At 44.3% G+C, this 16,584-nt stretch carries 11 protein-coding genes and 2 riboswitches; of the genes, 7 read left to right on the top strand and 4 right to left on the bottom strand.

Annotation, left to right across the window (positions count from 1 at the left end; genetic code table 11):
- Positions 1-301: 301 nt before the first annotated feature.
- Entirely contained in the window at positions 302-2,716 is a 2,415-nt protein-coding gene (locus tag BY457_RS15680; protein WP_181256507.1) for a TonB-dependent receptor, read from the bottom strand.
- 41 nt (positions 2,717-2,757) lie between these two features.
- Positions 2,758-2,849, bottom strand: a riboswitch (TPP riboswitch).
- Between the two features lie 349 nt (positions 2,850-3,198).
- A riboswitch (TPP riboswitch) is annotated at positions 3,199-3,292 on the bottom strand.
- A gap of 174 nt (positions 3,293-3,466) precedes the next feature.
- On the opposite strand from BY457_RS15680, the gene BY457_RS15690 reads away from it, so the two are divergent.
- The 4 genes from BY457_RS15690 (at position 3,467) to argS (ending at position 12,373) form a co-directional block, all read left to right on the top strand.
- Positions 3,467-6,496, top strand: a complete 3,030-nt coding sequence (locus tag BY457_RS15690) for a tetratricopeptide repeat protein (protein WP_106154319.1) — start codon at positions 3,467-3,469, stop codon at positions 6,494-6,496.
- A 51-nt stretch (positions 6,497-6,547) separates the two neighbouring features.
- Complete coding sequence (locus BY457_RS15695) at positions 6,548-8,302, top strand: TonB-dependent receptor (protein ID WP_106154277.1); 1,755 nt, start codon at positions 6,548-6,550, stop codon at positions 8,300-8,302.
- 107 nt (positions 8,303-8,409) lie between these two features.
- Positions 8,410-10,302 (top strand): biosynthetic arginine decarboxylase, encoded by a 1,893-nt coding sequence (speA, locus tag BY457_RS15700; protein ID WP_106154278.1) that lies wholly within the window; start codon positions 8,410-8,412, stop codon positions 10,300-10,302.
- A 277-nt stretch (positions 10,303-10,579) separates the two neighbouring features.
- On the top strand, positions 10,580-12,373 hold the full coding sequence (argS, locus tag BY457_RS15705) for an arginine--tRNA ligase (RefSeq protein WP_106154279.1): 1,794 nt from the start codon (positions 10,580-10,582) through the stop codon (positions 12,371-12,373).
- A 53-nt stretch (positions 12,374-12,426) separates the two neighbouring features.
- On the opposite strand, the gene BY457_RS15710 is transcribed toward argS, so the two are convergent.
- The 3 genes from BY457_RS15710 to trxA (BY457_RS15720) all read right to left on the bottom strand — a co-directional run bounded on the left by BY457_RS15710 (position 12,427) and on the right by trxA (BY457_RS15720) (position 14,036).
- Positions 12,427-12,930 (bottom strand): hypothetical protein, encoded by a 504-nt coding sequence (locus tag BY457_RS15710; protein ID WP_106154280.1) that lies wholly within the window; start codon positions 12,928-12,930, stop codon positions 12,427-12,429.
- 243 nt (positions 12,931-13,173) lie between these two features.
- Positions 13,174-13,638, bottom strand: a complete 465-nt coding sequence (trxA, locus tag BY457_RS15715) for a thioredoxin (RefSeq protein ID WP_106154281.1) — start codon at positions 13,636-13,638, stop codon at positions 13,174-13,176.
- Positions 13,639-13,676: 38 nt separating this feature from the next.
- On the bottom strand, positions 13,677-14,036 hold the full coding sequence (gene trxA / locus BY457_RS15720; RefSeq protein ID WP_106154282.1) for a thioredoxin: 360 nt from the start codon (positions 14,034-14,036) through the stop codon (positions 13,677-13,679).
- A 321-nt stretch (positions 14,037-14,357) separates the two neighbouring features.
- On the opposite strand from trxA (BY457_RS15720), the gene BY457_RS15725 reads away from it, so the two are divergent.
- The 3 genes from BY457_RS15725 to BY457_RS15730 are packed head-to-tail and all read left to right on the top strand — an operon-like array spanning position 14,358 to position 16,518.
- Positions 14,358-15,758, top strand: coding sequence for a CCA tRNA nucleotidyltransferase (locus BY457_RS15725; protein WP_106154283.1), 1,401 nt, complete (start codon positions 14,358-14,360; stop codon positions 15,756-15,758).
- 48 nt (positions 15,759-15,806) lie between these two features.
- The gene (locus BY457_RS19065) at positions 15,807-15,956 is read left to right on the top strand and encodes a hypothetical protein (protein WP_181256508.1); all 150 of its coding nucleotides are present in this window, start codon (positions 15,807-15,809) and stop codon (positions 15,954-15,956) included.
- Positions 15,943-16,518, top strand: a complete 576-nt coding sequence (locus BY457_RS15730) for a TrmH family RNA methyltransferase (RefSeq protein WP_106154284.1) — start codon at positions 15,943-15,945, stop codon at positions 16,516-16,518. The genes BY457_RS19065 and BY457_RS15730 overlap by 14 nt, the downstream gene beginning before the upstream one ends.
- Positions 16,519-16,584 lie beyond the last annotated feature (66 nt).

Below are 16,584 nucleotides of genomic sequence, written 5' to 3' on the forward strand. Positions count from 1 at the left end.
ACCTATTGAAAAGCGTAAAGAATTAAAATGAACAGTAGAAAATAGATTAAAAATTGGGCTGCTGACATTTTCAGCAGCCCCTGTGTAAACAATGCTTGCGCCAGCAAGGCCTGAAAGTGGATATCCCGAAATATCACTTCAGTATTCGCTTCAAGGAGGCTGTCTCAAAAGTATAATATTCCAAAGGTGTGTCATGTTGAGCGCAGTCGAAACATTTGTCTTTCAATGGGAAAGATTCTTCGACAAGCTCAGAATGACATCAAATTTGAACTTTTGAGCCAACAGCTAAGAGCTACCAGCTTTAAAATTTCATCACCACCTGTCCCATAAAATACCTCCCGGCCATGGGATAGTAATAGGCCCAGGTCTGTTCTTGTCCCTGCTCGTACCAGTTGCCGCCATAGGCATTGCTTTCGTATTTATGATCCAGAGCGTTGTGGATGGTGAATTGCAAATCCAGTTGTTTGAAGGATTTTGGGAACAGCGACCAGCCAAGCATCAGGTCATTCACAAAATAGGCATCCAGTTTCCTTGCCTCGCTTTCGGTGTTGTCAAAGTATTGTTCACCTACATATTTGCTTAATACTGAGATGCTGAAATCTTTTAGTGGCTCTATGGTAAGGTTGCTGCTTCCTGTTATGGATGGAGAATAGGCAATCTGGGTATCTCCATGGTCTTTGGTGATAATTTCTTCTGACCAGTTTTCATCATAATTTACAGCCGTTTCCACATAGTCACTGATGATATTCCGGCTGAGGGTGATGTTGAGATCCCAGTTCAGCCAGGAGGCTGGTTGTATGGCTGTCATCAGTTCCAATCCGGCACGATAACTGTTCTCCACATTGGTCATGATATCATTGCCCACATTGTTTTTTTTGCCAGTAGGGATCAGCTGGTCGTTATATAACATGTAGTAAAAGTTGATACCGCTGCTAAAAGTGGCAGACTGAAAATAGTGTCCAAGTTCTATGTCATACAAGCGTTCAGCTTGTGGAGTTTCATTGGGTAAGTTCTTGGCCTCCTTAAAATTGGTGCGGGTGGGTTCACGGTTCGAAATACCAGCAAAGATGTAGAGACTGTTTTGCTGATCGGGAGTGAAGTAAAATCCTGCTTTGGGATTTATGAAGCTGAAATCATGCTCCTGAGTCAGGGACATCAGGTCATCATCCTCGCCCGACATTTCGTAGTTGATACCGCGATACTGTACATCCACAAATGTTCTTAAAGCCGGAGAAACCTGCCAGTTGAGCTTGGAGAACAGGTTGTATTCGGTTTTTAGCCCGTTGTTGTAGTACCAGGTATGCTCTTTTTCGGTGTTCCCGGCATAGCGCATCCAGATCAGGCGACCAAAGTGATTTCCGTCATATTGGTTCCATCCTCCGCCGAAGGTAAAATCCAGCCCGGGCAGGAGGGACGCATTTCCCGAAAGGGTGGCGCCATAGAAATCATTGCCCATCCATTTGCGGCGTATCAGATCGGTGTTCTCAATGGTGGCATCTCCGATGTTGATATTGGGGAGGGCATAATCAGCAAAAGCCTCGTCTTCTTTGTACTGTTCGTAATATCCATCGCCACGTGTGTAGTGAAGGGCGGCAGTAAAGTGGAGCCGGTCGCTGGGGGCCACGCTGTAAAAAAGCTGTGAGTGTGTTTGTTTGTAATTGTCGGTCTGGTCTTCGTAATACTGCTCGTTGCCAAACTCGTCGGTGTAAACGCCCGCGGGATTGTATTTGCGGTTGGTTTCGAGCAGTTCCTGCGGTACACCCCACCAACTGATTCCGGTTTCCTGATCACCATGAAGAACGATCATCTTCAGGAAGCTGTGATCGAAGTGCATGGTTCCACTCAGGTAAAGGGACTGGTGGTCGGAAAAAGCATTGTGGATGTATCCGTCGCTTTTCAGGCGGGAATAGCGGCCTTCGAAAGAGAATTTGTCGTTGATCATACCGGTTCCCATTCGCAGGCTGTTTTTGAGCGTGTTGAAAGATCCTGCAGTGGAGGACAGTTCGGCATAGGCACGGGGCTCGCTGGTGGTGGTCTGAAAGTTGACGCTTGCCCCAAAAGCTGCTGAACCCTGGGTGGATGTACCTACCCCCCGTTGTATCTGAACATTTTCAACGGAGTTGGCAAAATCGGGCATGTTGGCCCAGAAAACACCTTGGCTTTCGGCGTCATTTACCGGTACACCATTCATAGTCACATTGATTCGGGTAGGATCGGTTCCCCGAATGCGAAAAGCGGTGTATCCCAGGCCGGTGCCACTTTCCGAAGTGGTGATTAGTGAGGGGGTGAGCTTCAGCAGGGAGGGAATGTCATTTCCGGCTCCTGCCTTTTGCAGCTCCTCTCGTCCAAGGTCGGTATGAGCCACCGGTGTTTTGTTGCCGGCACGGTAGGCTGTGACCACAACCTCCTCGGTCAGATGTGAACGGGGTGTCAAAGTCACTTTGACGAAGCTGGTTTCCGAAAGATTGATACTTTGCCGAAGGCTCTCGAATCCTAGAAAAGAAACAGTTAGAGTTACTTGCTGTTGTTGGATCTTGGAGAGCTTAAACTCCCCCTCTTGATTGGTGACGGCTCCATGATTTCCCGGATTTACTAGCACCGAAGCACCCGTCAGTAATTCTCCTTCGGGAGTGGATACCACACCGCTTAAATGGTTTTGTGAAAACATTTGGGTCGAAAAGAAAATCAGACCCACAATCAAAAATAATTTTTGCATGACAAAGCAGTTAAAGTTTAAAATAAAACTGAACTGCAATGAGGAAAATATCATACATTCCCTTGCCGGCATTACCCGGCCAGGTTCAGAGGGTATGATCTCAGCCTTATATCAGGCACCCCATTGTAGTTAAAATAGTGTCAGTCCATAAAGCACCATTTGCTTCGTTACGCTTGCCGCCAAAATACTCATCCCGATTGTGCTTTTTGTTGGTTTTTTATTTAAAAAACCTTACAAAAGCTACTTCGGGACTCCGTTTTTGGCGTCATCGCAAGCCCCCAAAAAAAAAATCGGGGCAGGCTTTGCAACTGGCACTTTCTGACCAAACACATAGAATTGTACAATTGCTGCTAACTCGATACACAGCATTTTATTAGTGATTAGTTTTTAGTCAGTAGTTAATAGAATCTTCAGACAGATGAGTTTAATCATCTATTCTCTACTGCCTATTCACCAAAAACTAAAACAACCGGGAATGATTATAAAAGGAGGGAACATCTCCCTGCGCCGGCATTATCCGTCTCAGGTTCAAAGGGTCTGTTCTCAGCCATTCATTGGGCACCCCCGATTTGTGGTTGCAAATATAAACAGGTTTTTGAGAATAGAAAAGGATTTACGGGTCTGAAATCCGGAAAATCAAAACAAATCAAAAAACAATCAGGATATACACCAAATTTTCTCTATTTTCGTTGTTTAAAACAATACTGGAAACTCCTGTTAGGGATTGGTTTGAATAATCTTAATGATACCATGATAAAACGATACATCTTTTCGGTTTTTATTTTGTTTTTTGCTGCTGTTTTCTTCTCTGCAGCACAGGAATCATATGATGTCCGGCAGCCTGAGCGGCTTTTTGATGAGGCCCTGGAGCATTATCGGAATGAGCGCTACGGACTGGCCCGATCATTGTTTGAAAATCTGGAACAAAAATTTGCCCCGGGGCAGAGCAATCTGAAAGCTGAGTCAGCATACTATGCGGCCTTGTCGGCTTCCATGCTCGAAAACGAGGATGCTGAGGATATGCTCGAAGCCTTTTTGATCGATTATCCCGAAAGCGGTATGCGTCCGTATGTTTACAAACGGCTGGGCGATATGGAGTATGAAGAGGGTAAATATCGTCAGGCAGGACGTCAGTATCGTTATGTAGATGCCCGGAAACTGGATCGCGAAACGCGCATCGATTTCCGATTCAAATCGGGTTACTGCCACTTTGTGGAGGGCGAAAATGAGCAGGCACTGTCTGCATTCTCAGAGATCAGAAATGTGGATTCCGAATGGTGGGGGGCTGCCAATTATTATTATGCACACATTCAGTACGAACAAGGCAATTACAATGCCGCCTTATCCATTTTTGAAAAGCTGAAGGATGAACCGGGCTTTGGGGCAGAAGTGCCATTTTATATTACGCAGATTTATTACCTGCAGGAGGAATACCGTAAAGCGATCGAATATGGTGTGCCTTTGGTTAAGGAAGCCCGCGGAACACGAAAGGGCGATATGGCTCAGGCCGTCGGCAACGCTTATTATGCTGTAAATGACTATGACAAGGCAGCTGAATATCTGAGTCTGGCTGTGGATCTGGTGGAAGAACCTCCCCGACAGGACTACTATCACCTGGGGATGAGTTTTTATCATCTGAAAGAATATGAAAATGCAGCCGGAGCTTTTTCTCAGGTTACCGGCAAAAAAGATGTGATGGCTCAAAATGCTTTCTTTCATTTGGGAGATTGTCACCTGAAGCTGAATGATAAAAAACGGGCAAGGGTTGCTTTTGAGGCTGCCTCTGAGATGGAGTATGACCTGGCCATTACCGAAGAGGCCATGTTTAATTACATTAAGTTGAATTATGAACTCTCTTTTTCTCCGTTTAATGAAATTATCGACAGCTTTACTGGTTTTATTGATCGTTTTCCTGAAAGCAGGTATATCGACGAAGCCTGGCAATATCTGGGGCAGGCATTGCTGACCAGCCGAAATTATAAGCAGGCACTGGAGGCATTGGAGCAGGTAAAAAATAAAACTGCGGATAATTATCGGGCATTGCAGAGAATCGCCTATCACAGAGGTCTGGAGTTGTTTAACAATTTGAGGTTCGATCAGGCGATTGATATGCTGCAATACAGTCTGCAATACGGAGAGTACGATCGTGACCTGAAGGTAAAGGCACGTTACTGGCTGGGCGAGGCTTATTATCGACAGGCCAGGTATAATAAAGCGATTGAGAATTTTGACATATTTATTCGAACTCCTGGTTCTTACGGACTGGAAGAGTTCAATACTGCCCATTACAACATCGGATATGCATGGTTTAAACAAAAGAATTACGATCAGGCAGCTTCCTGGTTCAGGAAATATGAAAACCTGATGGGAAGCCGACAGAATCCTATGTTGGGTGATGCGCTGAACCGCATTGGAGATTCATTTTTTATGAAACGTGACTTTTCCAGGGCCATCAGTTATTATGAGCGGGCCACGAATGTGCCCGGAACAAATGCTGATTATGCGATGTATCAGAAAGCTTTTGCCATGGGCATCGATCAGAATCACCGTGGGAAAATCGAGCAATTGGAAGAACTGGTGGATCGCTATCCCGAATCGTCTTATGTGGATGATGCCTACTATGAAATGGGGCGGTCTTATGTGGCACTGAATGATCTTACCTCCGCCATACGTATGTACAAAACCATTAAGGAGCAATATCCGCGAAGTAATTTTTCAAAGAAAGCAATGTTGCAACTGGGGCTGGTTTATTACAACAGTGATGATCTGGATCAATCTTTGGCTTTCTATAAGCGGGTGGTGAATGAGTTTCCGGGAACTCCTGAGGCAGAAGATGCCTTGCTGGGAATCAGAAATATTTATCTCGACCGCAATGATGCGGATGGCTTTATTGCATACTCCCGTCAGGTTGGCGGATTTGCCAGTATCGATGAGCGTCAGGAAGATTCCCTCTCGTATGTGACCGCCGAGAAACTCTATATGCAAAATAAGTGCTTACAGGCAATCAATCAGTTTGAATCTTATTTGCGGAAATATCCCAACGGACGGTTTGCTGTGAATGCTCATTTCTACAAAGCCGATTGTCAGTTCCGTAATGAAGATTATGAAAATGCCCGTCAGTCATTTGAATTTGTGGCTTCACGCCCGGGTAATATTTTCATGGAAGATGCCTTAATTGGCGTGGCACGGATAAGCTATCATCAGGAACGTTACGAGGATGCTTTGGGATATTATGAACGACTTGAGATGGAAGCGGAGAAGGAGGAGAGTCGTCGTGAAGCTTTGATAGGTCAGATGCGTTGCCTTGGTAAAATGGACGATCGTCCGGGATATGTTACCCGATTGGCGGAGCGAGTGCTTGCTGATGCCAAAACATCACCGGAAGTTGCCAGGGAGGCTCGATACCTTAAGGCCAATGCTCACCTGGAGTTGGGTGAGACGGATCTGGCGCTGGAGGAGTTCCAGAGTTTAAAGGTCAATCCCAGTTCACCCGAAGGAGCTGAAGCCCGTTACCGGGTGGCTGATATTTTATATCAACGCAACAATATTGATAAGGCGGAGGAAGAAATTTTCGATTTTGTGAATGTGGGAACGCCTCATCAGTACTGGATTGCCCGTTGCTTCCTGTTATTGGCCGATATTTATGAAAATCGTGGAGAGCTTTTCCAGGCTCGTCAGTACATCGAAAGTTTGCTGGAGAATTACAAAGAGACAGATGATGATATCCGCCAACGTGCCAATAAGCGGTTGAATGAGCTTGAAAAAGCACAGTCAGAATAATTCAGGTAACGCAAAAATGATTAATTGTTCAGGAATTTTAGCAAAGAACTTATGAAGACCATCAATATTTTTACCCTGTTTGCAATTCTTTTAATAGCTGTCGGAGTTAAGGCTCAGGAGCCATTGAGTCAGGATGTAAGAGTAGTGCGTGAGTTTGACCCCACTGTGTCGGATGCCATGAAAATCAATCGGATGCCTGACAGGGAAGACACCCTGGAGATAAACCCTCAGTTTAACTATCGGGTGGTGGGACAACCATTGTCCGGGACACCGGAAGTGGAACCTTTGAGTGCTGCCCGGCTGGCCCGTCAGCGCAAAGGGGAGCTTTATCCCTCGTATGTCCGGGCCGGTCTGGGTAATTATGAAACCCTGTTTGGGGATGTTCTTTACAACATCACACGCAACGAGAAGTTTGCTTTTGCTCTGGCACTTGGGCAGGAGTCTTCCTGGGGGGATATAGAACTGGAAGATGGCACCTCTTCGGATGCTCCACTGCACAAAACCAATGGAGGGGTTTATCTGCGCCATTTTTTTGATGATAAAACGGTTGAGTTTGATATGGATTTTAATCGCAGAGCCTATGAATATTATGGGCTTCACACGATTGATGCTGCAGAGGGATCCACGGTTTTTTATGAAACCCCGGATGGAAGTCTGGTAAGAGGAAATGCTTTGATTCCTGACAGAAAACAACGGCAGACTGCTTTTGATTTGCATTTGGGGTTGCTGGGGCAACAATCGGATGTTGACGATACCCGCTACCATCTTGGGTTTGATTACGGAGCCTTTGATAATTATACCGGGGTTGGGGAGAATCGTTTCTCTCTGTGGGGGGATGTTAAACTGCCTTTTGGCGGACTTGCCCTGCATTTGGATGGCGATGTTACCTACAATCAGGTAAATGCACCCAAGGGCGAGAATGAGATGCCTTCACTTTGGACTTTTGAGGAGCGTGAACAGATTTTTCTCACCCTGAATCCTAAAATGGTGATTCCCGGGGATAAATTGAGTGTGGAGGTCGGCGTAAATGCCACAGGGGAATTCTCCGGAACCGAAGAGTTTTTTCTTTCACCGCATGTGAAGGGAGACCTTGTGATTGCTGAGGGAATTGTATCTACTTTTCTGGGGATGACCGGCGAGGTTCGGCCGGGGTATTATCGCGATATGATGGAGGAAAATCCGTTTTTGTCCCCGGATGTTCTGGTGGAGACTGCGCATTCCAATATTCGGGGATTTGCGGGTGTAAAAGGAAACTTCAGCAGTGCCACCTCTTTTACGGCTCGTCTGGATTATGAATTTATTGAAAATGAGCATTTTTATGTAAATAGATTTTTTAGTCAGAATGCTGCCTCCAATTATGGGATGAGCAATCTGTTTGATGTGATTTACGACGATGTTACGTTGCTTACACTAAGTGGGGAGTTGCTTGTACGACCCGTCCGAGAACTTGACATTGTCCTTAAAGGTGCTTACTATGGCTGGGAGATGGATGTTTTGGCTCAGGCCTGGCACAAACCGGAGATGGAAATAGGCTTGCGGGCCGGATACCAGTTTAACGAAGAATTGAGATTGGATGCTGCCTTTAATTTATACGGAGATCGAAAGGCATATGATCCCAATGAAGTCAATGGAGTGAAGATGCTTAAATCGGTGGCCGACTTTAATTTGGGCGGAAATTATCAATTAAATAAAAGAATGCATTTTTTTGCCAGAATTCAGAATATATTTGCAGCCAAGTATTATCAGTGGTCCGGCTACCCGATGCAGGGGATCAACTTTAGAGTGGGAGCGGGCTATTCATTTTAATTTAGGTTCATTCTTAATGGGGTAAAGTTTAGATTTTCTAATCGCTAATTTCTAACTTCTAACCTCAGAAAACATTATTAACAATAAAAATCTATATCGCTGTCGAAATGAGAAAATGGCGTACCGAAGATTCTGTCGAACTGTATAACATCAGTGGCTGGGGAATCAACTATTTTTCTGTAAATGAGAAAGGAAATGTTGTGGCAACACCTCGTGGTGAGGGAGTTGAAGTTGATTTAAAAGAGCTGGTGGATGAATTGACACTGAGAGATGTGGAAGCTCCCATGCTGGTTCGTTTTCCGGATATTCTGGACAGTCGTATCGAAACAATGCAGAGCTGTTTCACAAAGGCTCGTGATGAGTATGAGTTTAAGGGACAGAATTTTATTATTTACCCCATCAAGGTAAATCAGATGCGCCCGGTGGTGGAAGAGATTGTTGGGCATGGAAAGAAGGTGAATATTGGCCTGGAGGCCGGCTCAAAACCCGAACTGCATGCTGTTATTGCTACCAATACCGACAGCGACTCACTGATTGTCTGTAATGGGTACAAGGATGAAGCTTACATCGAACTCGCTCTGCTGGCTCAGAAAATGGGGCGAAGAATTTTTCTTGTGGTTGAAAAGCTGCATGAACTGAAAATGATTATCCGTATTGCCCGCCAGCTGAAGGTGAGACCTAATATCGGGATTCGCATTAAACTCGCCAGTACCGGAAGCGGTAAGTGGGAAGATTCGGGTGGTGATGTGAGTAAGTTCGGACTTACTTCCAGTGAATTGATCGAAGCACTCGATTACCTGGAGGAACAAAAAATGAAGGACTGCCTGCGGCTGGTTCATTTTCACATTGGCAGTCAGGTAAATAAAATCCGCCGTATTAAAAGTGCCCTCAAAGAGGCTGCCCAGTTTTATGTAGAGCTCTTCAAACTGGGATTCAGCGTAGAGTTTGTGGATATTGGTGGCGGTCTGGGAGTCGATTACGACGGAACCCGCTCAGCCAATAGCGAGAGCAGTATCAATTACAGCATCCAGGAATATGTGAACGATGCCGTCTATACCATGGTGGAAGCCAGTAACCGGCACGAAATACCACATCCCAACATCATTACGGAGTCCGGACGCTCACTTACAGCACACCACTCAGTGCTGATCTTTGAGGCGATGGAATCAACCTCTGTTCCCCAGTGGGATGAAGAGGAAGAAATTCAGGAGGATGATCATGAGTTGGTAAAAGATATGTATGCTCTTTGGGATACGCTGAATCAGCCACGAATGCTTGAGACCTGGCATGATGCTCAACAGATCAGAGAAGAAGCGTTGGATCGTTTTAGTTTTGGACTGATTGATTTACGCACACGTGCTCAGGTGGAGCGCCTTTTTTGGTCTGTAGCCCGTGAGGTAGAGAGTATGGCTTCGAAACTGAAGCATGTTCCTGATGAGCTATCGAATCTGCGAAAGCTTCTGGCTGATAAATATTTCTGTAATTTCTCGCTGTTTCAGTCGCTACCCGACAGTTGGGCCATCGATCAGATTTTTCCTGTGATGCCCATTCATCGATTGAACGAGAAACCCGAACGCGTGGCTACTTTGCAGGATGCAACCTGCGACTCCGATGGCAAAATTGATAACTTTATATCCACCCGGAATTTCTCCTATTACCTGCCGGTACATAAGTTGAAGCGGGGTGAATCGTACTACATCGGGGTTTTTCTGGTTGGAGCCTATCAGGAAATCCTGGGTGATATGCACAATCTGTTTGGAGACACCAATGCGGTGCATGTTTCCGTCAATGAAAATGGTTACAACATTGACCAGATTATTGATGGAGAAACCGTAGCCGAGGTGCTGGAATACGTGCAGTACAGTCCTAAGAAAATGGTGCGTGCAGTGGAAACCTGGGTGATGTCTTCTGTTAAGAAAGGCGTGATATCAGCCGAAGAAGGGAAAGAATTCTTGTCCAATTACCGGTCAGGTTTGTATGGTTATACTTATTTGGAGTAGGGAATAGTGCAAAGGGCATGGGGAATAGGGCATAGAGCAAAATTCTTGCTTTCCAATATTTAGGACGGGGCAGGTGTTTTCCTATAATATTCTTTACAAATCATACTATTCTACTTTCTTTGCGTTTTGTTATCTTTGCACTCACTTTTTGGAACAATTTAGGGAGGGGCAGGAAGTTTTTTCTTCTGCCTTCTGCCTTTTATACTTCTGCCTGACCGGATTAATTAAGGGGAGATAAAAATTAAAAAAACCGGAATAAATAAAATCATTCATAATAATGGGAATCGAACAGCAGATTAGGGAGGCCGTAGCCCGGGCCATAAGTGAATTATACGGGACCGAATTTGACGCCAACAATGTGCCTCTGGAACTTACACGTAAAGATCAAAACGGTGATTTTACGGTGGTGGTCTTTCCTCTTTTGCGTATTTCACGAAAGAAGCCCGAAGAAACTGCCAAGGATATCGGCGAATTCCTGAAAAGTGAACTCTCTTCAATCTCCTCTTTTGAGGTAATCAAAGGGTTTCTGAATTTGTCTTTGTCTCATTCTTACTGGCTCAATATTCTTGAGCTGGTGGTAGCTGATGAAAATTTCGGATTTACCCGGGCCGATGACGAAAGCCCATTGATGATGATTGAATATTCGTCACCCAATACCAATAAACCGCTTCACCTGGGGCATATTCGGAACAATCTGTTGGGATATTCCCTTTCACGCATCGGTGCGGCAACAGGTAGGAAAGTGGTGAAAACCAATATCGTGAATGACCGGGGAATCCACATCTGTAAGTCCATGCTGGCATGGCAGAAATGGGGCGAAGGACAAACACCTGAGACAACCGGCAAGAAAGGCGATCACCTGGTGGGAGATTTTTATGTCAAGTTTGATCAGGAGTTAAAGAAAGAACTTAGTGCATTGCAGGAGAAGGGCCTTTCCAAAGAAGAAGCAGAGAAGGAATCGAAGCTGATGGAAGAAGCCCGGAATATGCTGCGTGCCTGGGAAGCCGGTGATGAAGAAGTGGTCACTCTTTGGAAAACCATGAATGACTGGGTTTATGCCGGGTTTGATGAGACTTACAAAGCTTTGGGGGTCGATTTCGATAAAATATATTACGAATCTCAGACTTATACGGTTGGTCGTGACATGGTTCTGAAGGGACTGGAAAAAGGGCTGTTTTACCGTCGTGATGACAACAGTGTATGGGCCGATCTTTCTGAAAACGGTTTGGATGAGAAGATTTTGCTTCGTTCCGACGGGACTTCCGTTTACATGACCCAGGACATCGGGACTGCCAAAATGCGTTTCGAAGACTACAAAATCGACAAGATGGTCTATGTGGTCGGTAACGAACAGGATTACCACTTCAAGGTACTTTCTATCCTTCTGGATCGGCTCGGTTTTGAATGGGGAAAAGACCTGGTGCATTTTAGCTATGGTATGGTGGAATTGCCCGAAGGCAAAATGAAGTCACGTGAAGGAACCGTGGTTGATGCCGATGATCTGGTAGCAGGAATGATTGATACTGCCCGGGAGATGTCCAAAGAGCTGGGCAAATTGGATGGTTATACCGATGAGGAGGCCGAGCGGATCTATCGTACCATTGCCTTGGCTGCCCTCAAATACTTTATTCTGAAAGTGGATCCCAGGAAAAACATGACCTTCGATCCACGTGAATCGATTGATTTTAATGGCAATACAGGGCCATTTATACAATATACCTATGCCCGGGTTCAATCTGTTTTCCGCAAAGCGGGTGAGAAAGGCATCGATACTGCTTTAAAAGTGGATGCAGATATTGCATTAACTGAGAAAGAGGCGGGTCTGATTAAGCTAATCGGGAATTTCCCCAACGTGGTAAAAGATGCAGGAGAATCCTACAGTCCTGCCATTGTAGCCAACTATGTTTACGATTTGGCAAAAGAGTTTAATCAGTTTTACCATGAATCGCCTATTGTTTTTGAAGAAGATGCAGCCAAGCGGTCATTGCGCCTCACATTGAGTCATGCTGTCGGGCAAACCATTAAACAAGGCATGTGGCTCATGGGTATTGACGTGCCTGAAAGAATGTAATTATTTCTGCTCTCCTGCAAAATAATCGAGCGGGGGAGCCGTTTTTTGCAAAATTACATAATCACTTGTATCAGGATTTTTGCCAGCAATGCAGTTTGATAATTAGGAATTTTCTCCGTTAAAATTTTCTGAATCTTTTCTTCTTTCGACATTGCCGGAACTTCACTTTTAGCAATTTTTTCTATTTCTGCCAATGTGGCATGATCCAGAAACTGGTTGATGATTTCCTTTATTTGTGCTTGCTTTTCATCTTTGGGAGGAGCTTGTTTGGTCTTCTGGCTGTGCTCAGCATCCGTCAGACAAATATTCAGCAGTTCCCGAACGCTTGCTTTCACCGGGTCTTCACTTCCGGCTGTATCACGTAGCGACCAGCTGTTGTAATGATAGTCGGTGTTCTCCAGTTCTTTAACGTATAAACTCTCTTTCCCGAACACTTTTTCAAGTACCAGTAAGGTGCCTTTTTTCCAGGCCGACCAGTCAAAGTTTTTCTGGTCAAGTCGCTTCAGTCGTTCCTCTAATAGTGCGTAATTGGCTGTTTTATTCTGGTTTTCTTCCATTTGTATGAGGTGTGAGGTTGAAAATTGTGGCGAAAAATTTTCTTCTAATCTTTTTATCGGTACGAAATTTAATAATTTATCCTTTAAAAGCAGCTACTTACATTTTACTTTTTAATTTGGGTGTCACCCCTGCCGGGGCTTCATCTTTTGCATTTACACATCCACACTTTATACAATAAAAAAACCGGCACCTAACGGCACCGGTTTTTGTTTCGACAAATAATAATCAAATCAGGAATAAAATTATTTCGATACTTTTAAAATATCGGTAATCATTTTGGTGAGCTGTTCTTTTGGTACGTAGCCCAGTACAGCTCTTGGTTCTTCATTCATGGGGATAAAAACGATGGTGGGAAGACTGCGAATGCCAAAAGCGGCAGCCAACTCCTTCGATTTTTCAGTATCTACCTTGTAAACCTGCAGTTTTCCTGCATATTCGCCCTGTAGTTCTTCCAGAAGCGGAGAAAGTTTACGACAAGGCCCGCACCAGTCAGCATAAAAGTCTAATATGGCAGGCTTGTCTCCCTTGTAATCCCAGTTGCTGTTATTTTCATAATCGAACACCTGAGAGATAAAGGCTGCTTTATCCAGTGTAATAACTCCACTCTCTGAAGTTTTCCCCTCCGACGGCTCTGTGGCACTAATCTTTTGAACTCCGGCAAAAAGCAAAATTGCCGAAAAAAGAAATACTGATAATTTTTTCCTCATGTCTGAAAATCTCCTGTTTCTTTTAAGAAAGCCGAAAATTACTTTTCAACTTTCAATACATCCTTAATTGCGCGCTCAAAAGTGTCTTTGGGCAATGCGCCTTGTGCCATCTGGGGCTGTCCTTCGGTAGGTACGAAAAGCAATGAAGGAATACTCTGGATACCGAACATACCGGCCAACTCACGCTGATCTTCTGTGTCGATTTTGTAGATATCTACTTTTCCGTCATATTCTTCTGAAAGTTCTTCCAAAATGGGTGCTACCATTTTACAAGGCTGACACCAGTCAGCATAAAAGTCGATAAGACAAGGCTTTTCACCTTCAAACTTCCAGTCTTTATTGTTTTCGAAATCAAAAACTTTCTCTTTAAACGTCTCTTTTGTCAAAAATTCAACCATAATTCTTGTGCTTTAAATATTGGTACAAAATTAATAATTCTCTCGATAAATTCAAAATATCTAAATTTGTAAATATATCCATACAATCCCCGTGCCAAAAAAATGAGCCTTCTTAATCCTTAGTCTTATTGGGATATAAATTGTAATTTTGTCACGTTTCTCGCTAGCCTGAAATTTTAAATTTGTCAGGTTGAGTGTACTCAGAATTTTAAAGAACTTTTAATTGATAAACATTCAAGTTACTAAGATGTTTGTGTGTTTACAAATTCTTATTACGATAATTATAATATAATACTCCTCCTGGCGGGGAAGTGAAGGCTTATGAAGGAACACTTAAAATCACCGGTTTTTAAAACGATTGCCCAGGTTGCTGACGAGAATGGGAATGAGGCGTATGTTATTGGCGGTTTTGTAAGAGATCTTATTTTGAAACGACCGACCACCGATATTGATGTGGTTGTGGTCGGCAGCGGTATTGACCTGGCACGTGAGGTTGCCAAAGAACTGGGAGGATTAAAAGTAAGTGTCTTTAAGAATTTCGGCACTGCTATGTTCAAATACCGGGGCATGGATATTGAGTTTGTGGGTGCCCGCAAAGAATCTTATCAGCGCAACAGCCGCAAACCCATTGTGGAAGACGGGACACTGGAAGACGATCAGAACCGGCGTGACTTTACCATCAACGCCATGGCGCTTTCTCTGAATGAAAAGAGTTTTGGAGAACTGGTGGATCCTTTTGGGGGGCTGAAAGATCTGGAAGAAGGTGTTATTCGAACTCCGCTGGATCCGATGGTTACTTTTTCTGATGATCCGCTGAGAATCCTTCGTGCCATCCGGTTTGCCACACAGCTGGGATTTCGTATCGAAGACAAAACCTATGAAGGAATAGTGGCCCAGAAAGACCGGCTCCAAATAATTTCCATGGAGCGTGTGGCCGAGGAGCTCAATAAAATGATGATGTCTGAAAGGCCCTCTCTCGGTTTTAAGCTTTTGGAGAAAACGGGTCTGCTACCTATGATTCTGCCTGAACTACAGGATATGAAAGGGGTAGAGAAAGTGAGAGGAATCGGACATAAAGACAATTTCTATCATACCCTCGAAGTCCTTGATCAACTGGTTCCCTATTCTGATGATTTATGGCTTCGTTGGGCCGCATTGCTGCACGATATTGCCAAGCCCCGTACCAAGCGGTTTGATCCAAAACTTGGATGGACTTTTCATGCGCACAATTTTGTGGGGATGAAAATGGTTCCTAAAATTTTTAAACGACTGCGGCTGCCACAGAATGATAAAATGAAATTTGTGCAGAAGATGGTGGAGCTCCACATGCGTCCCATCGTGCTGAGCGAAGATGAAGTGACCGATTCGGCTGTACGTCGGCTGCTTTTTGAAGCTGGTGACGATATTGACAGTCTGATGACACTTTGTGAGGCCGATATTACTTCCAAAAATGAAGTAAAAGTGCGCAAGTTCCTTCGCAATTTTAAATTGGTACGTCAGAAGCTGAAAGAGATAGAGGAAAAAGACCGCGTACGAAACTTTCAACCTCCTGTTTCCGGCGAAGAAGTTATGAAAACTTTTAATCTGCCACCTTGTCAGACAGTTGGTGAAATCAAGTCTGCCATTAAAGAAGCCATCCTGGAGGGGGAAATTCACAACGATTATGATGAAGCCCGGGCGTTTATGTTAAGAAAAGGGAAAGAGATGGGGTTGAAGAGTTGAGGGTTTTAAGTATTTTCGGGTAATCTTATGAAGCACTAAGTAATTGTAATGGACAACAATGAATTAATAGATAGTCTGGAAAATGCTTTTGAGACAGGTTATTTACATCTCAAACGGATGAATTTTGCCACCTCGAAAGTTAAAAAGTTCACGCCAATCACCCGGGAAGATTATTATTCACTGGATGAAGAAGCCTAACTCAAAACCCCGAACACAAAACACAAAACTCAGAACTCTTTTGAATCAGGCCAACAAATTCTTTACCGACAATCACTACAAGCCTTTCGCCGAAGAAGCGGCCCCAATACTTATTGCCTGGCATCTTCAGACTCCTGAAAATGCCGGACATCTGCTTCGGCTGGCTGCCAATGTAGGCTGCCGCCTGGTTTTGTTTGTTAAGAATGAAGAGGAAGCCACCTTTAAAACGGCAAAAATGAAATATGTGGCAGGTCAGGCAGCCAAAAATATTAACTGGCGCTATTGTTTGCCTGAGGAGGTGGATCAGCTGGTTCCTGCAGATTATACATTTCTTGCTCTCGAAACTACCCCCGGCTCTTCTAATCTGTTTTCTGTAAAGCTGCCTGTCAAAATGGCTTTGATGGTGGGGAGTGAGCGTTCGGGGATTCCTTTCGGCGTGAATTTCCGTAATCAGCAAAATGTTCATATTCCCATGCATGGAACGATAAAATCGATGAATGTCTCCCACGCAGCCAGTGTCTGTTTGTTTGAGTGGGTGAGGCAGTGGGGAGAAATGTTTTGATGGTGATTAAAGAAATTTTTCTTTTTTAACAGCAGTTACAGAACCTTTTCTTTATTAATCTCTATT

It is taken from the genome of Marinilabilia salmonicolor (genome assembly GCF_003003035.1).
Taxonomy (GTDB): Bacteria; Bacteroidota; Bacteroidia; order Bacteroidales; family Marinilabiliaceae; genus Marinilabilia; species Marinilabilia salmonicolor_A.

Coding starts and splice junctions, on each gene's coding strand:
- BY457_RS15680 (WP_181256507.1), bottom strand. CDS start 2,716: ATGCAAAAATTATTTTTGATTGTGGGTCTGATTTTCTTTTCGACCCAA.
- BY457_RS15690 (WP_106154319.1), top strand. CDS start 3,467: ATGATAAAACGATACATCTTTTCGGTTTTTATTTTGTTTTTTGCTGCT.
- BY457_RS15695 (WP_106154277.1), top strand. CDS start 6,548: ATGAAGACCATCAATATTTTTACCCTGTTTGCAATTCTTTTAATAGCT.
- speA (WP_106154278.1), top strand. CDS start 8,410: ATGAGAAAATGGCGTACCGAAGATTCTGTCGAACTGTATAACATCAGT.
- argS (WP_106154279.1), top strand. CDS start 10,580: ATGGGAATCGAACAGCAGATTAGGGAGGCCGTAGCCCGGGCCATAAGT.
- BY457_RS15710 (WP_106154280.1), bottom strand. CDS start 12,930: ATGGAAGAAAACCAGAATAAAACAGCCAATTACGCACTATTAGAGGAA.
- trxA (WP_106154281.1), bottom strand. CDS start 13,638: ATGAGGAAAAAATTATCAGTATTTCTTTTTTCGGCAATTTTGCTTTTT.
- trxA (WP_106154282.1), bottom strand. CDS start 14,036: ATGGTTGAATTTTTGACAAAAGAGACGTTTAAAGAGAAAGTTTTTGAT.
- BY457_RS15725 (WP_106154283.1), top strand. CDS start 14,358: ATGAAGGAACACTTAAAATCACCGGTTTTTAAAACGATTGCCCAGGTT.
- BY457_RS19065 (WP_181256508.1), top strand. CDS start 15,807: ATGGACAACAATGAATTAATAGATAGTCTGGAAAATGCTTTTGAGACA.
- BY457_RS15730 (WP_106154284.1), top strand. CDS start 15,943: ATGAAGAAGCCTAACTCAAAACCCCGAACACAAAACACAAAACTCAGA.